Genomic DNA, 19,818 nt, shown 5'->3' on the forward strand with positions numbered 1-19,818 from the left:
TTGTTTGGTTTGTGGTGGGTGCGGGGCGGTTTGCGCGGGTTGCGGGGGTTGGTGGTGGTTTTTCTCTTCTTTTTGTTTTTTTGCGTCACGGTCCGTGTGTGGGTTGGGGGGGCCCCCCCCCCCCCCGGGTTTCCGGCCACCTCCTTGGGCCCCCCCCGCCGCCGGGGGGCCCCACCACTTTCCTATGGGAAAACTCAGCGCTGCCGCTGCTTGTCCGCGGCCCGGCCGTTCGACTGCGCCGGCTTCTCGGACGGCTTCGCGCCCCCGGGCACCGCGGCACCCGGGCCCCCGCCCGCCCGGCGGCTCGGGGCGTCCTCGCGGTCCGCCGGCGTCCCCGGGCCGGGGCCGCTGTCCGAACGGCTCGGTGACGTAACCCTCCCCGGACCGGAGGGCGAGGCGGGACCGGAAGCCGTCGAGGGCGCCGCGGACGGGGACGCGGACGCGGCCGGCTGCCGCACGCTGGCGCGCGGGCTCTCCGGTGACACCGGGGGAGACGACGGCGTCCGTACGGGGGCGGAGCGGCTCGTGTCGGGAGCGGCCCGGTCGTCGCCGGTGTCCTGGCCCTCGGGGGCGATGGCCAGCACGGCTCCGAGCAGTGCCGTGAGCACGGCCGTACCGGTGACCAGCAGGGGACGGCGGGCGCCCATCCGGCCGCCGCGCTGAGCCGTCCGGGCCGGTACGAGGTCCCCGTCGGACAGGGCGGCCAGCACCTCGGCGCACCTGGCGGCGTCGGGCCGTGCCGTGTCCTCCAGCGTGGTCATGGCGCGCAGCAGCTCGGCGAGCGCCGGGGGCACCGAGGCCGGCACCACCGGCGGACGGTGCAGTCGGGCCACGGCGGCCTCCAGCGGCGTGCCGCCGTACTCGTGTTCACCCTTGAGGCACTCCAGCAGGACCAGGCCGAGCGCGTAGATGTCGGCGGGCGGCCCCACCGCCTTGCCCAGCGCCTGCTCCGGCGCCAGGTAGGCGGCGGTGCCGATGAGCTCACCGGAGGCCGTACGCCGGGTGGCGTCCATCATCCGGGAGATGCCGAAGTCGGTCAGGTGCGGGACGTCCGCGGCGTCCAGCAGCACGTTCGACGGTTTGACGTCGCGGTGCACGATGCCGGCCGCGTGCACTTCGGCGAGCGCCTGCGCGAGGGCACTGCCGATCCGGGCCACCCGCGCGGGTTCCATGGCCCCGGCCGAGATGCGCTGGGCGAGGGTGGGGCCCTTCACCAGCTGCATGACGAGGTAGGCGCACTCCTCGTGCCGTCCCGCGTCGTACACGGTGACCAGGTTCGGGTGCTGGAGCCCCGCCAGCAGGACGGCCTCGTCCGCGAAGCGTCCGGCCATCGCCGGGTCGGCGCCGGGCCGGAAGACCTTGAGGGCCACCGGCCGCTCCAGGCACAGGTCCACCGCCTCGTACACGTCGGCGGCGCCGCCGGATCCGAGTCTGGCTCCCAGCCGGTACCGGCCCGCCACCACGTCGGGGGGCGTGCGGAGGGGCGAGGGGAAGGCTGATCGGCGGGCCTTCATGTGAGGTCTCCCGTTGCTGCGGTACGAGCAGGGCGCGGACATCGACGTGTGGTGGCGTGTACCCGTCGTGGCCCGCGCCTCACCGCCGATGCGGCACGCGCCCGGCCGGACCCGTCCTGCGCGCCGCCCCGGTCCGCTCTACACCCGGCTCCGGCAGCCGTTCTGAGGTGCCCTCACAGCCGCCCCCTGCGGCGCAGCAGAAGCAGCCCCCCGGCAACGGCGCCGACCCCCGCGGCCGCCGTCCACGCCACCGCGTCCCCGGACCCGGTGGTGGCCAGGTCCCGCCCACCCCGGCGCGCAGCCGAAGCGGAAGCGGAAGCGGAGCCCGAAGCGGAAGCGGAGCCCGAAGCGGAAGCGGAGCCCGGAGCCGAAGCGGAGCCCGGAGCCGTTGCCGAGGCCGAGGCAGACGGAACAGCGGCCCCCTGCGCCGCCGGTGCCGGCGCAGCCCCGGTCACCTCACCCCTGTCCCGCGTGAACGCCAGCGTCCCGAACCCCAGCTGGTCGAACCCCCCGCTGTTCGGCCCGTAGTCCCCGCCCCCGCCCTCGGGCGCCGCCTTCGCCGCGGCCCGGGTGAGGTACGAGGCCGCCAGCCCCCGCCGTTTGGTGTAGTGGTTGGCGATCATCGCCCAGATCGGCCGGGTCATCCCCGGGTCGACCGGCGCGGCCCTGGTGGCCGTCTCCTGCCCCGACCACCCGCCGACCGCCCCCTTCTTGCGCGTGTTGGCGGTGTACGGCACGTGGCCGCCCAGGCTCCACCTGGCCACGTACTGCGCCCCCTTGAGGAACCGGTTGTCGTCGTAGCCGTACAGGTCGATCCCCTGGTTCCAGGCCATCTCGCACACCGCGCCCATCAGCCCCACTCCCAGCAGCGCGTGCCCCTGGTCGCGCCCGGCCTCCACCCACTCGGCGAGCCCGTCGTCGTGCACGACGGGGATGGCGTGCCGTATCGCACCCATGCCGTCCCCGTGCTGGAAGTACTCCACGGCCCGCCCGACCCGCTCCCGGTCGTCGCAGAAGATCCCGGTGGCGAGGACGCAGGCCAGGGCGGTGAGGTCCCAGTTGGGCCAGTAGTTGGTGACGACGGCACCGTTGTGGCGGGCCAGGAAGCTCTCGCTCAGCGGGCTGAACACCTCCAGCAGCATCCGCTGGAACCGCTCGAGCGCGAAGTCCGGGTGGTCGCGCACGAGTTCGGCGGCGTTGGCGAACTGGTACCCGTACAGACCGGCGGCCAGGAACCGGTCGGCGCTGCCCTCCAGCCGGGTCAGCCGCGCCGACCAGGCGTTGAGGATCGCCACGGCGGTGTCGGCGTGCGCGGCCTCGCCGGTGATGTGGTGGCGCAGGGCGTTCTGGTAGGCCGCGTGGATGTCGTAGTAGAGGATCGCGTAGTTCTGCGGGCTGCCCGCCCCCCGGTACACCACCGGCTGCGGGTTCGGCTTCCAGCCGCTTCGGGCATGCCGGTTGGCGGCCAGCTTGGCGTACCCGGCGGTGTACGGCTCGGCGCCCGCCTTCACCTTCGCCGCCATACGGGCCAGGTCGGCGCGGGTGTGCAGCAGCCCGGGGTGGGCGTAGCGGGCACCCGCCGCGGCGGCGGGGGCGGCCACCGTGGCGAGTCCGGCGGCGGCGCCCGCCGCCACACCCGTGGCCTTCAGCATGCTCCGGCGGCTGATCTGTCGTGTCACGTGCCTCGTACCTCAACGTCGTCAGTGGTGTGCCTGCGAGGGGGACGGTGAGGAGACGCGGCGGACCGGCGGCGATAACAGAAATCCCCCGAGTCGCGGTGCGGCCCGGGGACGGGTATAGTGATCTACGTCCGGCCGGGACAACTCACCACGGCCGGTCACGCGTTGGTGGTCCAAGGAAAGACGCCCCGCTTCCTGCGGGGAGATGCAGGTGCAAGGCCTGCCCGGCGCTCGGCGAGAAGACCCCAGTCCTGCATGGCAGGGCCGGGGTCTTCCGCGTTCGGAGTCTGTGTGGGTACGGAAGGCCAGGACGAGCCGTCTCGCCCGGCCCCCGCTCCGCCTCAGCCCCGCCGGTCGGCCACCGCCCAGGAGGCCAGCGCGACAGCCCCGGCCACCCCGAACACGGCAGGCCAGGCCCCCACCTTCTTGGCCAGCGGATGGGACCCGGCGAACGCGGCGACGTACGCGGCCGTCAGTGCCCCGGCCGCCTTCCCGCCGGCCCGCTGCCGCCACTGCTGCGCGGCCGCCGCCCCGGCCACGGCCAGAACGGCTCCGCCGAGCTGCCGCTTGCCCGTCCAGCGCGCCACGCCGTACCCGCCGACCAGCCCGCCCGCGGCGACCACCGCACCGGGAACCTTCGCCATACCTGCCTCCTGCCGTACCGCACCGACGGGGATGCCCCCTGCAGCTCCCGAGGCTAACCCCTCCAACCTGAGTCGAGGCTTGTCAAGTTTCCTCCCCCGAGCTATATAAGAAGAAGACCGTAGGGCATCGCATGGAGAGCGCCTGAGGGAAGGAGTGAACTGTGATGCTCATGCGTACGGACCCGTTCCGCGATCTCGACCGACTCGCGCAGCAGGTCTTCGGCGCCACTCGCCCGTCCGCGATGGCGATGGACGCCTACCGGTCAGGGGACGAGTTCGTCGTGCATTTCGACCTCCCCGGCATCGACCCCGAGTCGATCGAGCTGGATGTCGAGCGCAACGTCCTCAACGTGCGCGCCGAGCGGAAGTCCCCCGCCCCCGACGGGGCCGAGCTGGTGGTCGCCGAGCGTCCCACCGGCATCTTCACCCGCCAGCTGTTCCTGGGCGAGACCCTCGACACGGAGCGCATCGAGGCCGCGTACGACGCCGGCGTCCTGACCCTGCGCATCCCGGTGGCCGAGCAGGCCAAGCCGCGCCGTATCCAGATCACCGGCGGAGACAGCCGCAAGCAGCTCAACAGCTGATCCAGATCCCCCGCAGGATCCACCGCCAGGGGATCCAGCAGAAGCGTCCCGCGGGCACCCGCCCGCGGGACGCACTCACCCACGTCTGACGCGTCCCGGAGGGGCGACGGCCCCGGAGCACCCCGGCCCGGCGGACGACGGCGGCACGGCACGCACACCTTGCGGCGCGGCACGTACCGCGCGTACCGAGTACGGCAGGCGCCGCGCGTAGCGAGTACGGTAGGCGCCGCGAGCACCGAGTATCGCGGGCGCCGCGGGTGCCGCACGCAGGCGCCGCACCGCACGCGCGTGCACGGCGGCACCACACCGCAGAACCGCCGGCCCCGTCCCCCGCCGGGCCGGTCCACGGCCCCGGAAGGCCCCCTCGCCCCGCCCCGGCGCGCCGCAGGACCCGGAGGAGGAGCCCGCACATGAGCGTGACGACGGTGCCCAGCGTGACGACGACGCCGGCGACCGTGACCGCGACCACGGACACGTCCCCCAGCCCGAGGACCCTGATCCCGGCCCCGGCCGCGGCCCGCGGCCGGCGCTCCCGGGACGACGACGCCCGCTGGGGCGAGCTGATCGACGCGGTACAGGAGGCGGGCCGGTACCCGACCCGCGCGGAGGCGGAACGCGTCACCCGCATCGTGCTGTCCGCCCTCGGCGGCCACGTCATCGGCGACGAACGGGTCGACCTCGCCCAGGTCCTGCCCGAGCAGGCCGCCAGGGTGGTCGCCTCCCAGATCCCGGCCACCCGTCAGCTGAGCGCGGCGGAGTTCGTCGACTCGGTCGCCGCCCGCATCGAGGGAGCCACGTCCGCCACGGCCCGCTGGGACGTCAGCTCGGTCCTGAGCGTCCTGCCGAAGCTGGTCGGCGACGACCTCGTGACCCGCATCCTGGCCCAACTCCCCGCGGGCTACGCTCTGTTGTTCGGCCGGGCGGACCTGAATCCAGCGCCGTGACCCCCGCCCCCCGCGGGGCGGTCGCCGCCCGGCCGCCCGCTGGAGGCAACCACCCCGCGGAGGGGAAAGCCGGCCCTCCACCGGCACCCACCCCCACACCCGGAAGCGAAGGGCCACGTGACCACCCACCCAGAGGGCCAGACGGCGATCCTCACCACCCCCGACGGCACCCGCCTCGCCTACCGCGACCACCACCCCGCCCCTGCGGAAGCGGCCGGTCCGCTCCTCCTCCTGCACGGCCTGGCCGGTCACCAGGGCGAATGGGACGCCCTGGCCCGCCGTCTCCGCTCCGACGGCCATCGCGTGGTGACGTACGACGCCCGCGGCCACGGCGCCAGCACCCGCGTCCCGGCGTCCACGAGCCGCGCGGCCCACGTCCGGGACGCCGTCACGGTGATCGGGGAACTGTCCCTGGCCCCCGTCACCCTCATCGGCCAGTCCCTCGGCGGCCACACGGCGATGCTGCTGGCCGCGGACCACCCCGACCTGGTGCGCTCCCTGGTCCTCGTCGAGGCGGGCCCGGGAGGCCCGAACCCCGACCTGCCCGGCCGGATAGCGGGCTGGCTGGACAGCTGGCCGACCCCCTTCACCTCCCTGGAGCAGGCAAGGGACTTCCTGGGCCACGAGGCGTGGACGAGAACCCTCCGCAAGCGCGGGGACGGCTGGTACGCCTCCTTCGACCGGGACGTGATGATCGACTCGGTCGCCGAACTCGCCACCACGGCCTACTGGCCCCAGTGGTCACGGATCACCTGCCCCACCCTCCTCGTGCAGGGCGAGAACGGCACGATGCGCCCCGGCGAACCGGAGCGGATGCTCACCCTGCGCCCCGGTACCCACCACCGGCTCATCCCCGGCGCGGCCCACGACGTCCACCTGGACCAGCCCGACCGCCTCCACCAGGCCATCAGGACGTTCCTGCGCACCCCGCCCGCCTCCCCTTGACCTCAAATCGCCATGCTGGGATAGGTTGATGACGTACCGTCAGCCACGTCAGGAGGACGCGTGAACACCACGACCGGGGACACCGCGCCGCCCCTCAAGGACTACCCGCCCGAGGAACTGGCCGCCCAGCCCATCGGCGGCTGGACCGGCGAGGCCTACCGCAGAGTGGTCGGGGCCCTCCGTGCCCAACTGGCCGTGGAGAACCTCACCCAGCCCCACTGGTGGACCCTCAACCACGCGGCCGGCTCCCCCGGCACCTGGACCCGCGCGGCCCTCACCGCCCGCCTCACCCCGTACGACGACCAGGACAGCGACTTCGACGCCGTCTACGACGACCTGATCAGCCGGGGCTGGCTGACGGAGGACGGCGAGACCGGCACCCTGACCGTCACGGAGGAGGGCGAGGCGGCCCGCCTGCGCGCCCGGGACCGCAACGCCCAGGTCCACGAGCGCGCCCACCAGGGCGTCGACCCGGCCGACTTCGTCACCACGATCAACGTCCTGCGCCGCATCGTCGCCAACCTGGGCGGCAACGGAAACCTGCCCGACTGACAGACAGCCGAGAGGGGACGACGTGCGGCTGCGCTGCGCTGTGCTGGACGACTTCCAGAAGGTGGCCGCGGAGGTCACCGACTGGTCGCCGATCGCGGACGAGGTGGAGGTCGTCTCCTTCGACACCCACGTCGGCGATGAGGACGCCCTCGCCGCGGCGCTCGGCGGGTTCGACATCGTGGTGACCCTGCGGGAGCGCGTCCCCTTCCCCGGTTCCCTCATCGCCCGGCTGCCGCGGCTGCGGCTGCTCATCGCCTCCGGCATGCGCAACTCGGTCATCGACTACGCGGCGGCCGAGGCGCACGGCGTCACCGTGTGCGGCACGGCCAGCCTCTCCACGCCCCCCGTCGAACTCACCTGGGCCCTGCTCCTCGGCCTCGCCCGGGGCATCGTGGAGGAGAGCACCGCCCTGCGCACCGGTGGCCCCTGGCAGTCCACCGTCGGCGCCGACCTGTACGGCCGCCGTCTGGGTCTGCTCGGCCTCGGGAAGATCGGCAGCCGGGTGGCCCAGGTGGGCCTCGCCTTCGGCATGCGGGTCAGTGCCTGGAGCCAGAACCTCACCAGGGAACGCGCCGACGAGGTGGGCGTCGAGCTCGCCGCCGGCAAGGAGGAGCTCCTTTCGACCAGCGACTTCGTCTCGGTCCACCTCGCCCTCGGCGACCGCACCCGCGGGCTCCTCGGCCCCGCGGAACTCGCCCTGCTCCAGCCGACCGCCTACCTGATCAACACCTCCCGCGCGGCGATCGTCGACCAGGACGCCCTCCTCACCGCCCTGCACGAGGGCCGGATCGCCGGCGCCGGCATCGACGTCTTCGACATCGAGCCGCTGCCCGCCGGCCATCCGATGCGCACGGCACCTCGCCTGCTGGCCACCCCCCACCTCGGCTATGTGTCGCAGGCCAACTACGAGACGTACTACGGCCAGGCGGTCGAGAACATCCGCGCCTACCTGGACGGGTCGCCCGTACGGGTCCTCCCGTCCTCCTGACCGGCGGCCGGCCACGCCGCCCGCGGACCGGTGATCACGCTCTAGTCCACCGAGGCGATCGCCGTCTCGAGGGCGGCCGTCTCCGTGCCGTCGGCGAGGGTGGCGGTCACGCGGTAGTACGTGGTCGTGCCCTTGGGCAGGGTGGTGTCCGTGTACGTCCAGCCGCCGCTGTCGCCGCGCGTCTGGACGTCGACCTTGTCGAAGACATGCGTCGACCGGTTCCAGCGGTAGACGGTGAAGCCGGTCACCTTGCTGCCGTTGGCGCCCGTGTCGCTGCACCACCAGCGGACCGAGCCGTTTACGTCGCTGGAGAGGTGGCCGAGCGGGCTGTCGCCCACGGCCGGGCCGGCGTCGGCGTCGGGGCGCAGGTCGAGCTCGGTGACGTCCTGGACGGCGGCGCCGGTGTCGGGGGTGAGCTGGTTGCCGTACTGGTCGACGGCGACGACGCTGTAGCGGACGCGCTCGCCATCGGCGACCGTGCGGTCCAGGTAGTGGGTCTGTGTGACCTCCTTGGGCCCGAGGGTCCAGGCGTCGATGAGCGGCTTGTAGACCCACGCGCCGTCGACGAGGGTGCCCCGCAGGATGCGGTAGTGGTCGAGACCGGGGTCGTCACTGGCGTCCCAGCTCAGCGAGACGCCGTTCTCCTGGGCGGTGGCGGTCGTGCCCGTCACCGGGGGCGGCGGCGTGCTGTTCCCGGCGACGGTGACCGGCATCTCGACGGAGGGGGTGCCCCCGTTGCCCGCGCCGTCCACCGCCACGACCGCGTAGTAGTACGTGGCGCCCGGCGGCGGGGCCGCCTCCGTGTAGGACGTGCCCCGGATGCCCGAGGCGACCTCCACGACCGTGCGCCCGCTCTGCGTGCGCGGTTTGTCGTGGCGCAGGACCGTGTACCCGACGAAGTCCTCGCTGGTGACCTCCGACTTGTCCCAGGTCAGCGTGACTCCGCGCTCGTCCTCGACCGCCGTCGCGTGGTACGCGGTGTCCACGGGGCCCGTCGTGTCCCGCGTGTAGAACTCCGCCGTACCGGAGGCCGCCGACTCGTTGCCGTGCGTGTCGACCGCCGTGACGACGTAGGAGTACGTGTGCCCGGTCTGCGGCAGCGGCTGCTCGTACCAGGTGCCGCTGAGCGGCTTGTCGCCGTTCAGCCGGTTCTCCGCGGTGAGTGGGACCGGCCCGCCGGCGGTGGAGCGGTACACGTTGTACCCGGCGAGGTCCGCCTCGGTGTTCCCGTACCAGGAGAGGCCGGCCTTCTCGGAGTAGAAGGGCCGCGAGGAGTCCTCGACCCCCTTCGGCGGGGCGGGGGCGCTCTCGTCGACGGTGGTGACGGACTTGTCCGCCGTACCCGCGGACTCGTTGCCGGCCTTGTCGTAGGCACGGACCTCGTAGTAGTAGACCGCGCCGTCCTTCGGCAGCGTGGTGTCCGTGTACGAGGTGGAGGCCGTCGTGGCCAGCGGCTTGCTGCCGTACGAGGTGCCCTGCAGCCGGCGGTACACGCGGTAGCCCGCGAGGTCCATCTCCTTGTTGGCCGCCCAGCTGAAGTCGGCCTGGTGCGAGGAGTTGTACGTGAGGGAGGTGCCGGTGGGGACGAGGGGCTTGACCGTGTCGACGGTGGCGGAGGTGCGGGGCAGGTAGTCCGCCTTGACGTTCGCGGCGCCCGTCCAGTTGACGAAGTCGAAGCGGAGGGTGTGCGTCCCGGAGGGGATGGTGATATTTACGGTCTTCGTCTGGGTCGTCGACACGTTCTTCCAGATGTCGACCTTGCGCGTGCCGTCGAGGTAGACGCGCAGGCCGTCACGGGTCGCGACGGGGATCGAGAACGGGCCGCCGGAGCCGAAGTCCCGGGTGACCGTCCAGCGCACGGCGAAGTAGTTCGCGGGCAGCCCGGCGGCGGGGGCGCCGGTGCCCCAGTTCTCATCGATCCTCGCGTCGCAGTCGGTCTTCTTCGGCGTACCGGAGAAGGTCGTGTTCGCGTAGAACTGCCGCTTGAAGACGGGCGACTTACAGGTCACGGTCGCCGTGGCGGCACCGGCGGCCGACGTGCACGTGAGCAGGGCTCCGGTCGTCGCGAGGACGGTGGTCGCGGCGAGGGCGGACGCACGAGTGGCTCGGTTCATGCCTTCCTTCGTTCTGGGTCGGCGGGGGAGGAGACGGTGTCCTCCCACCGCCGACCAGACCTTCGGCGAGGGCGGGGGGTTGCCCGCACACCACATGTGGCGTACCTCACACATGACCGGAGGGCTCGCGCCCGCCCTTCACTCGCGGGCCCGCCGACGGCCGTGGCATGCCCCCTGCCGGCCGCCCTAAATAGGTCGCGGCCCGCCCCGCCTTCCGCGATCCTGCAACGGCCATCACCACCACCCACGCCAGGGAGCGGGCCGTTGCATCCCACCATCCGCCACATCACCTTCGACTGCACCGGCGATCCGTACGAACTCGCCCAGTTCTGGGGCGCGCTGCTCGGCCTGCCCCTCTCCGACGACGACAAGCCCGGCGACCCGGAGGCCCTCCTGGAGGACCCCTCCGGAGGCCCCGGCCTGCTCTTCGTCCGCGTCGAGGAGGGCAAGGCGGCCAAGAACCGCATCCACTTCGACCTCAAGCCGGCCGGCCGCACCAGGGCGGAGGAGGTCCAACGCGCCCTCCACCTCGGCGCCCGCCAACTGGCCGACCACACCCGCCCCGACGGCCGGGGCTGGATCGTGCTGGCCGACCCCGAGGGCAACGAGTTCTGTGTGGAGCGGGGGGAGCTGGGCTGACGGCCGGCCGCCCTGAGTACAGGGCCTGCTTGCTCAGGTCTTCCTCAAAAGAGTTGCCCCGTAGGGCACGTTGTTCACATGATCATTACGCCGCGCCGCTCCCTCCGGCCGCCTGACCAGCGGCCGAAGACCGACGCCCTGGCGCGGCACGCATGACCGATCACCGCGCTGAACGCTCGACACACAGTCAGCGCGACAACAGAATCAGGGGGAAGACATGACCGCGTCCACGTCGTCCAGGAGACTGCGTGAGATCGCCGCGCTGACGGCGGCGGCCGTCGCTCTCTCGGTGGCGGCACCGCTGGCGAGCGCCACGGCCGCCGAGCGGGCCACCTCGACGATGCCGGGGACCGCCGTGGCCGCCGAGGCGGAGACCGGCCTCGACGCGCTGGAGTCCCTGGACGAGGAGACCGCCTTCGCCGGTCTGGAGGAGGCCCTCCAGATCATCAGCGACATCCCGGAAGAGGTCCTCGCCCAGGGTCAGGAGGCCACCGAACAGTGGCTGAAGCAGCGCCTCGGCGACACGGCGGGTGAGGGCCGTATCCAGCCGATGAAGTTCGACGCCGGCGGCTGCGCCCGCGGCATCCTGCTGGCCGTCGGCTCCAACGTGCTGGCCATCGGAAAGATCTACAAGGTCAAGAAGGCCATCGACAACCTCGGCGGCATCAAGAAGGTCGTCAAGAAGATCCAGGACAAGAAGAAGCGCGGCAAGAAGAGCTTCAAGAAGGCGATCATGGAGGTCTTCGAGGAGTCCGGCACCGGCCTCGGCGCCATCGCGGCGGAGATCCTGGGCGTCGACCAGGTCATCAAGAACTGCTGGTGAGTTACCGCGAGTTGAGGAAAGAGAGGGAAAGGAAGGCGCGACGATGCACACGGTTGCGACGATTCTTCAGTGGACCTTCCTCGTCGCCGGCTTCGCCGTCCTCGGCGCGGCCCTGGTGAGCTCCGTACGGATGAAGCTCTCCGGCGCACGGTTCGCCCAGGTCATCGAGAACCTGGAAGGCCGCTGGTTCGGAGCGGGATCGGTCCTGCTCGCCCTCCTGGTCGGCGCGGCGGCGATGACAGCGGCCGGACGCCTCACGGGCCACACCATCGGCATCGAACAGGCGGCCCTGGTCGTCTTCCCGCTCGCCCTGGTCGCGGCCTTCGCGGTACGCAGACTCACCGAGAAGCACGGCCACCGGACGATGGCACGAGCCTCGGGCCTGGTCCTGGCCCCCGCCCTGCTCGGCGCGGTGATGTCAGCGGCCGGCTGAGCAGGGGCCCCGACGCGGGGCGCAGCGACAGCTACGGCCCGTCGGACGCCGACTTCAGCCGTCCGGCGGGCCGTTCCGCTGCTTGCGGGGCGGGCGGGTTGCTGCGTTCCGGGCTCGAAAGGCCGGGGGGTCTGAGGAACTCGGCCGTCCGGCGTGCTGTGCCACTGCCCTCAGACGTGAGCGATCAGCAGTCCGTCAGCCACCGCATCCGCGAAGTACTGCCAGGCAGCGGTGCCGACTGAGACGGCAGGTCCTCGCGGATGCTTGGAGTCACGCATCAGCACACGCACCGTGGACCTGCCACCATCCCCGTACCTTGGCTTGCCGAGCCAGCGACTTGAGAAACTCACGCAGTTCGTCGCTGGTGCCGTAGAAGCGGCATAGGGCGTCGATGTCCGACGGCTGGACGCGTCCGCTGCCCGTCTCCATCCGGTTAACCTTTGAGCCGCTCCAGTCCAGAGCCCCACCGACCTGGGCGCAGGTGAGCGCGCTCTTCTCACGGAGCTTCTTCAGCTCGATCGAGAGGCGCCGACGGCGTGCCGTCCCGTACGACGGGGCGCGAAGTGTCACCCGGCCGCGATGGCTGAATACGTCCAGACATCCGCAGGAATCGGGTGCTTTAGTCGCCACGTGATCGCCATGGGCTTACTACCCGTGTGCTCCACATACTCAGCAGGGCCGAGCAGTATCCACGGTTGGGCGCCACCGATGTCCGAGGTCTTGTAGCGGCGCACGAAGAGCAGTATGTGGGATCCCTCAGTGGCGTGGCGTTGGTATCGCAGACCTGTGGGTGAGGTCTCCGAGGTCTGGTTCTGGGACTCCCAGTGGAACAAGGTCTCGCTCAGGGCGTAGTCGTGGTAGCGGGTCTGTGGTGAGAAGTCCTTCTCGTCCTTGTCCAGGGTGATGAGCAGAGCGTCGGTCTTGATGGATGCGCACCACTTCACGCCCTCTCGGAAATCGCCGGGCATGAAGCCGCCGATGGAGGACTGTCCGAGGGCAGGCAGGATCTCTTCACGGCTGTACGAGGCGTGTACGGTCAGCGGAATCCCCGTTTCGCCGCCGATCCCGAGCAGCGGAATAGGTACGTGCTCGGTGTGTGCGAGGTTGTACGCCAGCACCTGGCGGAGCTCACTCCGCACGGCCTCATGCTGGCGAAGCACCTCGAACCCGGCGTCATAGCTGGCGAAACCCTTGCGGGTCACGCCACCGAGCGGCCATAGCTGGAAGAAGAGCATGCGGGCGTACGCCTGCCCCTGCTCATCGAGCTCGCGATAGGAAGGAGCATCATCCTCCAGCATTCGTGTGTATGCGGCCACGCGGAGCGGATCATCTACGTGTAGGAATGCCGGGATGCGTTTGAGAAGCGCTGCTTCGCCTGCCGGCGCCTTGCCTTTCAATAGTCCCGCGCGACGCAGCAGGCCCGTCCAGGAGTTGCCGTTGCCTCGATAGAGCTCACTGAGTTCGCGGCCGCTCTCCTCCAGGTAGCGGCTGAGCACCGGCTCGGCGTAGTCCGCAACTTCGCGTGCTAGTGCTGTGACGTTGGCGCCGATCTGATCCTTGATGTTGGCGATGATTGTTTTTTTCGCCTTCTCCTCGAGGATAATCTGGCAGCCGGCTGGGAGATTAGGGAAGTCGTGTTCAATGTGGTCTAGTAGCCGCTTGCGGGTGAGGTTAGTAAGGGCGCGGAATTGGTTTTCGAAACGGAATTCCTTGCGGTGCTGTCCGATGAAGTCGAGCACAGTGAGGACCGCTTTACCCTCGGAGCGGCGAAGTCCGCGGCCCAACTGCTGCAGGAACACCGTGGCGCTGGCTGTGGGGCGCAGGAGGAGCAACGTGTCGACGTCTGGGATGTCGAGCCCCTCGTTGAACAGGTCCACCGAGAAAATCACCTGCAGAGCACCTGATGCCAGGTCGTCCAGCGCCTGCTTGCGCTGTTCGGCCGGCGTCTCGCCGGAGAGCGCGATGGCGCTGAGGCCGGCCGTGCGGAAGGCCTCCGCCATGAAGCGGGCGTGGGCAACTGACACGCAGAAGCCCAACGCACGCATGCTGCTGGGATCGGCTACCTTCTCCTGCACAGCCTGGACAACAAGCCGGGCACGCCTAACGTTGGTCGACAGGACGTTGCTCAAAGCAGCCGGGTCATACGCTCCGCGCTTCCACTCCACTGTGCTGAGATCCGTGGAGTCGCTGATGCCGAAGTAATGGAAAGGGCTGAGGAGATCGTTCTCTAGCGCCTCCCAAAGGCGCATTTCGGCGGCGATGCGACCGCCAAAGAACTCGTCATGGATGTTCTTGCCATCCATCCGTTCGGGCGTCGCCGTGAGGCCCAGCAACTCCAACGGCTTGAAGTGGTCAACGATCTTTCGGTATGTCGGTGAGGTTCCGTGGTGGAACTCGTCGATCACAATCACGTCGAAGTGATCGGCGGCGAGGCGATCCAGGCCCCTAGCGTGGAGGGACTGCACGCTTGCGAAGACGTGTGACCAACGATCCGGGATCTCACCGCTATGCAGTGCCTCGCCGAAGTTCGCGTCTATGAGAACGTCTTGGTAAGTCCTCATCGATTGCTGAAGGATCTCCTTGCGGTGGGCGACGAAGAGCAACCGGAGGTCACGGCCGTGCTTCTTGCGAAGGTGCTTGTAATCCAGCGCTGCCATCACGGTCTTGCCCGTACCTGTGGCTGCCACGAGCAGGTTCCGGTGCCTGTCGTGCACCTCTCGCTCAACCTCTAGCCGCTCCAGCATGTCCCGCTGGTGCGGATACGGGCGCACCTCCAACCGTGACAACGTGATCCTGCGCTCAGCAGCGGGTGTCGCCGATGTTCCGCCTGCGATCGCCAACGCATCCTGAAGGCGCTCGCCATCGGCTTGGGGGTCGTAGGTCTCGAAGGAGGGATCGCTCCAATAGGCGTCGAAGGTGGCCTCGAACTTGCGCAGCACCTCAGGCGTGGCGACAGAAGAGAGTCGGACGTTCCATTCCAGGCCGTCCAAAAGCGCCGCCTTGGAAAGGTTCGAGCTGCCCACGTAGGCCGTGTGATATCCACTCCTTCGGCGGAATAGCCACGCCTTGGCGTGCAGCCGCGTTGAGCGAGTCTCGTAATTGATCTTGACCTGAGCGTTGAACTCCTCCACCAGCCGGTCCAGTGCGCGACGCTCGGTTGCACCGATGTAGGTCGTTGTAATGACCCGTATCGGTACCCTGCGTTCATGGGCTGCCTTCAGCGACTGCTCGATGATCCGCAGACCGTGCCACTTCACGAAGGCGCACAGCAGGTCCACACGGTCTGCAGTGGCGAGTTCCGCGCGCAGTTCGAAGCCAAGGCTCGGGTCCTCCGGGGAGTTGGTGATCAGAGCCGCGTCGGAGAGCGGGATGCCTGGGCGTACGGCAAAGACACCCGGAGCCTCTTGCCTTGTCAGCGCTAGGAGTTGCCGTGGCCCGTCTGCGATCAGATCCACCCACTCCTGAGCACCTCTCAGCGTGCTGATGGACTCCAGGATCTGGTTCGCCGCATACACCCGCTCCTCAGCCGGAAGATTCTGAAGCACGCGGCGAACCGTTCCCGCAACATGCCGCGCCAGGATGTGCGGCACAGACTCCGGACCCACCGCGTCGCTCACGGGATGCCAACCGAGGCTGGCAAGCTCCTCAAGCTGATGCTCAAGGCGGAGCGTGATGAGTTGCTCGTAGAGACCTACGGCAGGTGGGTGCGGCGTTTGTCCGTTCGGCATCCTGGCTCCCCCGGTCCTCTAGACGACTGGCGCCATGTGTAACAGAGGGCACTGACAGCCAGGGGCAGGGACGCGTCCCGGTCAGACCATGCACTGTAAGTGGTCAACCTCCACAAGTAGATTGACATAGTTGATCAACGTAGATCCAGTATGGGCTCGTGGGAATCGAACGAGTCATCGGTCACATTGAAGGCGTCGCTGTGGGGGCTGTGTTCCACCGCCGAGCCGACCTGATGCGCGCCAAGTTGCACCGCACGAACCAGAAGGGCATCTCTTGGCTAGAGGATCGGGACGGTCAGGAGGTTGGTGATGCCATCGTCCTGAACGGTGGTTACGAGGACGACGAGGATCACTGGACGTGGGTGCGGTACACGGGTGCCTCGCCTGACAAGGATAAAGACGAAAGAACAGGGCGACTGCTTCGCAGTCAATCCTGGTCTTACCGAGATAACGCCGCTCTGAAGCGCAGCTACGAGCGTGGTCATCCGATTCGGGTCATCCGGGGATACAGGGGAGATTCGCGATACTCATTGCCGGATGACTACCGGTATGATGGCCTGTACAAGATTGTCGCCATCAGGACCGCCGTTTCAAAATCTCCTGCGCCGGACGGGTCTGATATTAAGATCTGCCAGTTCGATCTTGAAAGGCTGGCTGATCCACTTCAGGGAAGCACGCCGGTAGAGAGGCACGTGGCCGGGCTCCTTGAAGAGTTAGCCGACGAGCCGGGTGAGGTGAAATTTCCGGAAGTGCGGACCGTGCGGATACAACGACTCGTGCGCGATGCAGAGGTATCCCGGCGAGTGAAGGACCTTTACGAGGGGGAGTGTCAGTTCTGTGGGATCCGTCTGGTGGGCCCGGATGGGAAATCTTACAGCGAGGGTGCACATATAAAGCCACTTGGTAAGCCTCATCATGGCCCCGACGTGGAGCAGAACCTACTGTGTCTGTGCCCTAACTGTCATGTTCGACTTGACATTGGCGCAATAGTTGTGGCCGACGATTGGTCCATTGTGGTACGCGCGGGGATGCTCGATATGCCTGTCTTGCCAAGGCTCCTGATGAGAGGATGGCATCAAGTGCATCCGGAGTACATTCGTTATCACCGCAGTGTGTGGGAGAACAAAGGCGCCAGCTGAGGGGTGTTGGCTGGCGCCTATTGCCCGGAGAATACGTCGGGGACTTCCACAGGAGTTACTCCGCCACCTCCGTCCGCTCCCACCACCGATACACCGTGACCTCCCCCTCCTCCGTCTCCTCGTGCCGGGTCGTGACCCGGTAGTGCTCGTAGCCGCCCCGGTGGGGGATCTTGAGTTCCTGGCCGGGTGGGGTGATCGGGACGACCTTGCCGGACAGGTCGGCCGGGCCGCCGTTCAGGAGTGCTTTTGTGGTCATAGGTCCAGTTTTGCGGCGGCCTGGGGTGGCGCATCTCGGGAGGGACGAGCGGCGCGGTGCGGTCAGGCCGCCTGCCCGTGGCACTCCCCGTACGTCCGCCCCGACCCGCACCAGCACGCCGCCTCCCGCTGCGGCGGCCAGGCCACCGCCCGTCCCCGGGCTGCCAGGGTCGTCGCGTACTGCGGCAGCAGGGTCGTGTCCTGCGGCGAGGAGCCCTCCGAGGCCGCGAAGGCCTCGTACGAGGGGACCGTGCCCCTGACGATGCCGAGGTTCGGGGTGCCGGAGGAGGCCAGTTCGCGCAGGGCCTCCTCTATCGCCGCCAGGTGGGTCTCGTACGACGGGTACTCCGCCGCCAGCGACGGGTACGCCTCCACCAGTTCCGTCAGTTCCTCCGCCGGCCAGTGCAGCATCGCCACCGGGAAGGGGCGGGACAGGGCCGCCCGGTACGCACCCAGTTCCGCGCGCAGGCGGAGGATCTCCGCCTCAAGCTCCGCCGGGTTCTCCGAGCCGAGGGACCACACGCGCTTGGGGTCGTGCAGTTCGTCCAGGGAGACGGGGAGGTCGTGGACCGAGTCCGCCAGGGCGTCCCACTCGTCGTGGGGGACGCCCAGCATGCGGCGGACCCGGTGGCGGCCGAAGAGGAGGGGGTGGGTGGCGTAGGGGGGTTCGGGGACGTCCGTCAGCAGCAGGCGTACGGCCTCGGTGAACGTCTCGTGCGCCGACTCCAGCTCGTCGTGGGACTCCAGGGACTCCGCGACGATGACCCACGCGGCGGCATCGCGCGGGGCCGCCGTGCGGATGCCCTCGATGATCGCGCGGGCCTCGGCCTCGTGGCCGTACTCCCACAGGTTCGAGGCCTTCAGCGCACGGACCAGGTGGGGGTGGTCCAGGTCGGCCGTCGAGCTCAGCAGGCGGTCGTAGAGCGCGGTCGCGGCGGGGCGGTCGCCGGCCAGTTCCAGGTGGGCCGCCGCGCGCAGCAGCAGGGCCTCGGCGTCCTCGGGATACAGGCCGGCGGTTCGCTCCAGGCGTGCCGCTTCGGCGGTGTGGTCGACGTTCTCGGCAGACGTGTCGGGGCGCATGGACGACACCGTACTGCCGGCCGCTGACAAGCGTGAGATATGCGCAGGTCAAAACCCCCCACCGGCGGATCCGGCCGACTGATCTTCCCGGTTGTCCTCCTTCTTTCGAACGGCGGCGGCCATACTGAAGCCCGCACGCACAGGGGGTGGAGATGCCGGTCGAGCGGTTCGGGCCGTACGTCGTCCTGGAGCAGCTGGCGAGCGGGGGCATGGGGCGCATCCTGCTGGCCCGTTCGCCGGGGGGCCGTACGGTCGCGGTGAAGACGCTGCTCGCCGACTCGGCGGACGACCGCCGCCGGTTCGCGCGTGAGGTGCGGCTCGCCCAGCGCGTGCGCGGCATCTACACGGCCAGCGTGGTCGCGGCCGATCCGGACGCGGCCGTGCCGTGGATGGCGACCGAGTACATACCGGCCCCGTCCCTGCGCGACCTGGTCGAGCGCTGCGGGGTGCTGGAGGCCGGGCCGCTGCACTGGGTGGCCGCGGGCATGGCGGAGGCGCTGCTGAGCATCCACGCGGCGGGGCTGGTGCACCGGGACGTCAAGCCGTCCAACGTGCTGCTGCCGGTGGAGGGTCCGCGCGTCATCGACTTCGGCATCTCGCAGGGGAACGACGTCACGCGCACTCAGGCGGCCCTGGGCACGGTGCTGTACGCGTCGCCGGAGCAGGCGCGCGCCGAGCCGACGACCGCCGCGTCCGACGTGTTCTCGCTGGGCGCGACGCTCTTCCACCTCGCCGTGGGGCGTGCCCCGTACCGGGACGGCGGTGCCGGCTCCGCGCTCGAACAGCTGGTGCGCACCGCGGCCGGCGACCTGGACCTCACCGGGCTGCCGGCCGCGCTGGAGCCGCTGATCCTGCCCTGCCTGGAGCTCGACGCGTCGGCCCGGCCGACCCCCGGGGAGGTGCTGGCGCACTGCCAGCAGTGGCTGGCGCGGCACCCGGACGCGCGCGGTGGTGAGGACTGGCTGCCGCCGGGCTGGGTCCGGGCGATCGAGCAGCACCGGGCGCAGCGGATGCGCGCGGTGCGGGAAGCGGAGCGCCGGGCGGAGCCGGACGATGTGACCCGACCGGTGGGGCCGCCACGGCCGACGGCACATCTGACAGCGCCGGTCATGGGCCCGGCCCGGCGGGTGCGGACGGTTCTGCTGGCGGGCGGCGGGGTCGTCGCCGCGATCGCCGTCGCCGTGCTGGTGGTCCTGCGGCCCTGGACGGCGGAGGCCGGTTCGCAGGCGGGGAAGCCGGACAGTCCCGTGCGTATCCTGCCGGTGGAGAGCGAGTCGCCGGGGATGTGCCCCGAGGGTTCTCCCCGCGGCCGCTCCTGGCAGTCGGACGACCGGCAGACCTGCGTCGTCACGTCCGACGACGGCGAAGACCTCACCGTACGGCGCTTCAAGGCCGTGCGGGCCTACCGGGACACCGACCCGGGCATGTCGGGCTGGGCCGTGGACGTCACGTTCCAGGAGGCGGACCGGGCCGCGTTCAGCGAACTCACCGGGGCCGTGGCCGGCCAGGCCGCCGGGCAGGCGGGACCGCACGGCAAACTGGCGTTCGTCACGGACTCCCACCGGCTGCTGGCCGCTCCCGTGGTCATGGAGAAGATCACCGGCCCCACCGTCAAGATCGCCTACCGCCTCGGGGAGAACGAGGCCCGCTTCCTCGCCGAGGCCCTCGGGGCCCCGTCATGATCGAGGCGTCGGCCGGGCCCTTCCTCATCGGGCCACCGGCTCGGCGTCCTTCGTGAACGGGCCACCTCGGCGTCC

The 19,818-nt window shown here is 70.1% G+C and carries 18 protein-coding genes and 1 pseudogene; 10 read left to right on the plus strand and 9 right to left on the minus strand.

What is annotated here, in order from left to right:
* Positions 1–194 precede the first annotated feature (194 nt).
* From AB0K80_RS07705 to AB0K80_RS07715, 3 genes are all read right to left on the minus strand, one after another.
* Entirely contained in the window at positions 195–1,514 is a 1,320-nt protein-coding gene (locus AB0K80_RS07705; RefSeq protein WP_365666918.1) for a serine/threonine-protein kinase, read from the minus strand.
* 173 nt (positions 1,515–1,687) lie between these two features.
* Positions 1,688–3,166 carry an alginate lyase family protein gene (locus tag AB0K80_RS07710; RefSeq protein ID WP_365667297.1) on the minus strand — a complete coding sequence of 493 codons (1,479 nt, stop codon included), beginning with the start codon at positions 3,164–3,166 and terminating at the stop codon, positions 1,688–1,690.
* Between the two features lie 368 nt (positions 3,167–3,534).
* Positions 3,535–3,837 (minus strand): hypothetical protein, encoded by a 303-nt coding sequence (locus tag AB0K80_RS07715; protein WP_365666920.1) that lies wholly within the window; start codon positions 3,835–3,837, stop codon positions 3,535–3,537.
* A 164-nt stretch (positions 3,838–4,001) separates the two neighbouring features.
* Between AB0K80_RS07715 and AB0K80_RS07720 the strand changes: the two genes are divergently transcribed.
* The 5 genes from AB0K80_RS07720 (at position 4,002) to AB0K80_RS07740 (ending at position 7,850) form a co-directional block, all read left to right on the plus strand.
* Complete coding sequence (locus tag AB0K80_RS07720; protein WP_365666922.1) at positions 4,002–4,421, plus strand: Hsp20/alpha crystallin family protein; 420 nt, start codon at positions 4,002–4,004, stop codon at positions 4,419–4,421.
* A 410-nt stretch (positions 4,422–4,831) separates the two neighbouring features.
* Complete coding sequence (locus AB0K80_RS07725) at positions 4,832–5,365, plus strand: DUF2267 domain-containing protein (protein ID WP_365666924.1); 534 nt, start codon at positions 4,832–4,834, stop codon at positions 5,363–5,365.
* A 117-nt stretch (positions 5,366–5,482) separates the two neighbouring features.
* Positions 5,483–6,310 (plus strand): alpha/beta hydrolase, encoded by an 828-nt coding sequence (locus tag AB0K80_RS07730; protein ID WP_365666925.1) that lies wholly within the window; start codon positions 5,483–5,485, stop codon positions 6,308–6,310.
* A 60-nt stretch (positions 6,311–6,370) separates the two neighbouring features.
* Positions 6,371–6,862 carry a MarR family transcriptional regulator gene (locus tag AB0K80_RS07735; RefSeq protein WP_365666927.1) on the plus strand — a complete coding sequence of 164 codons (492 nt, stop codon included), beginning with the start codon at positions 6,371–6,373 and terminating at the stop codon, positions 6,860–6,862.
* A gap of 22 nt (positions 6,863–6,884) precedes the next feature.
* On the plus strand, positions 6,885–7,850 hold the full coding sequence (locus AB0K80_RS07740; protein WP_365666929.1) for a D-2-hydroxyacid dehydrogenase family protein: 966 nt from the start codon (positions 6,885–6,887) through the stop codon (positions 7,848–7,850).
* A 41-nt stretch (positions 7,851–7,891) separates the two neighbouring features.
* Here the strand turns inward: AB0K80_RS07740 and AB0K80_RS07745 are convergent, their stop codons facing one another.
* Positions 7,892–9,964 carry a PA14 domain-containing protein gene (locus AB0K80_RS07745; RefSeq protein WP_365666931.1) on the minus strand — a complete coding sequence of 691 codons (2,073 nt, stop codon included), beginning with the start codon at positions 9,962–9,964 and terminating at the stop codon, positions 7,892–7,894.
* Positions 9,965–10,228: 264 nt separating this feature from the next.
* Between AB0K80_RS07745 and AB0K80_RS07750 the strand changes: the two genes are divergently transcribed.
* The 3 genes from AB0K80_RS07750 (at position 10,229) to AB0K80_RS07760 (ending at position 11,859) form a co-directional block, all read left to right on the plus strand.
* Positions 10,229–10,603, plus strand: a complete 375-nt coding sequence (locus tag AB0K80_RS07750) for a VOC family protein (protein WP_365666932.1) — start codon at positions 10,229–10,231, stop codon at positions 10,601–10,603.
* Positions 10,604–10,820: 217 nt separating this feature from the next.
* Complete coding sequence (locus tag AB0K80_RS07755; protein ID WP_365666934.1) at positions 10,821–11,426, plus strand: hypothetical protein; 606 nt, start codon at positions 10,821–10,823, stop codon at positions 11,424–11,426.
* A gap of 43 nt (positions 11,427–11,469) precedes the next feature.
* Positions 11,470–11,859, plus strand: coding sequence for a hypothetical protein (locus tag AB0K80_RS07760; protein WP_365666935.1), 390 nt, complete (start codon positions 11,470–11,472; stop codon positions 11,857–11,859).
* A 170-nt stretch (positions 11,860–12,029) separates the two neighbouring features.
* On the opposite strand, the gene AB0K80_RS07765 is transcribed toward AB0K80_RS07760, so the two are convergent.
* The 3 genes and pseudogenes from AB0K80_RS07765 to AB0K80_RS07775 all read right to left on the minus strand — a co-directional run bounded on the left by AB0K80_RS07765 (position 12,030) and on the right by AB0K80_RS07775 (position 15,587).
* Positions 12,030–12,137, minus strand: a complete 108-nt coding sequence (locus tag AB0K80_RS07765; protein WP_365666936.1) for a DUF397 domain-containing protein — start codon at positions 12,135–12,137, stop codon at positions 12,030–12,032.
* 7 nt (positions 12,138–12,144) lie between these two features.
* A pseudogene (locus AB0K80_RS07770) lies at positions 12,145–12,429 on the minus strand (helix-turn-helix transcriptional regulator); the annotation flags it as partial.
* Positions 12,426–15,587, minus strand: a complete 3,162-nt coding sequence (locus tag AB0K80_RS07775) for a DUF3427 domain-containing protein (protein ID WP_365666938.1) — start codon at positions 15,585–15,587, stop codon at positions 12,426–12,428. The pseudogene AB0K80_RS07770 and the gene AB0K80_RS07775, both read right to left, overlap by 4 nt.
* Positions 15,588–15,745: 158 nt before the next feature.
* On the opposite strand from AB0K80_RS07775, the gene AB0K80_RS07780 reads away from it, so the two are divergent.
* Entirely contained in the window at positions 15,746–16,726 is a 981-nt protein-coding gene (locus AB0K80_RS07780; RefSeq protein ID WP_365666940.1) for a YDG/SRA domain-containing protein, read from the plus strand.
* A gap of 55 nt (positions 16,727–16,781) precedes the next feature.
* Here AB0K80_RS07780 and AB0K80_RS07785 read toward each other — a convergent pair whose 3' ends face one another.
* Positions 16,782–16,982, minus strand: coding sequence for a DUF5988 family protein (locus AB0K80_RS07785; RefSeq protein WP_365666942.1), 201 nt, complete (start codon positions 16,980–16,982; stop codon positions 16,782–16,784).
* A 62-nt stretch (positions 16,983–17,044) separates the two neighbouring features.
* Positions 17,045–18,061, minus strand: a complete 1,017-nt coding sequence (locus AB0K80_RS07790; protein WP_365666944.1) for an SEC-C metal-binding domain-containing protein — start codon at positions 18,059–18,061, stop codon at positions 17,045–17,047.
* Positions 18,062–18,213: 152 nt separating this feature from the next.
* Here AB0K80_RS07790 and AB0K80_RS07795 point away from each other — a divergent pair, with 152 nt between their 5' ends.
* Positions 18,214–19,743, plus strand: a complete 1,530-nt coding sequence (locus tag AB0K80_RS07795; RefSeq protein WP_365666946.1) for a protein kinase — start codon at positions 18,214–18,216, stop codon at positions 19,741–19,743.
* Positions 19,744–19,818: the final 75 nt, after the last annotated feature.

This window comes from Streptomyces sp. NPDC052682 (assembly GCF_040678435.1).
In the GTDB taxonomy this organism is placed as follows: domain Bacteria; phylum Actinomycetota; class Actinomycetes; order Streptomycetales; family Streptomycetaceae; genus Streptomyces.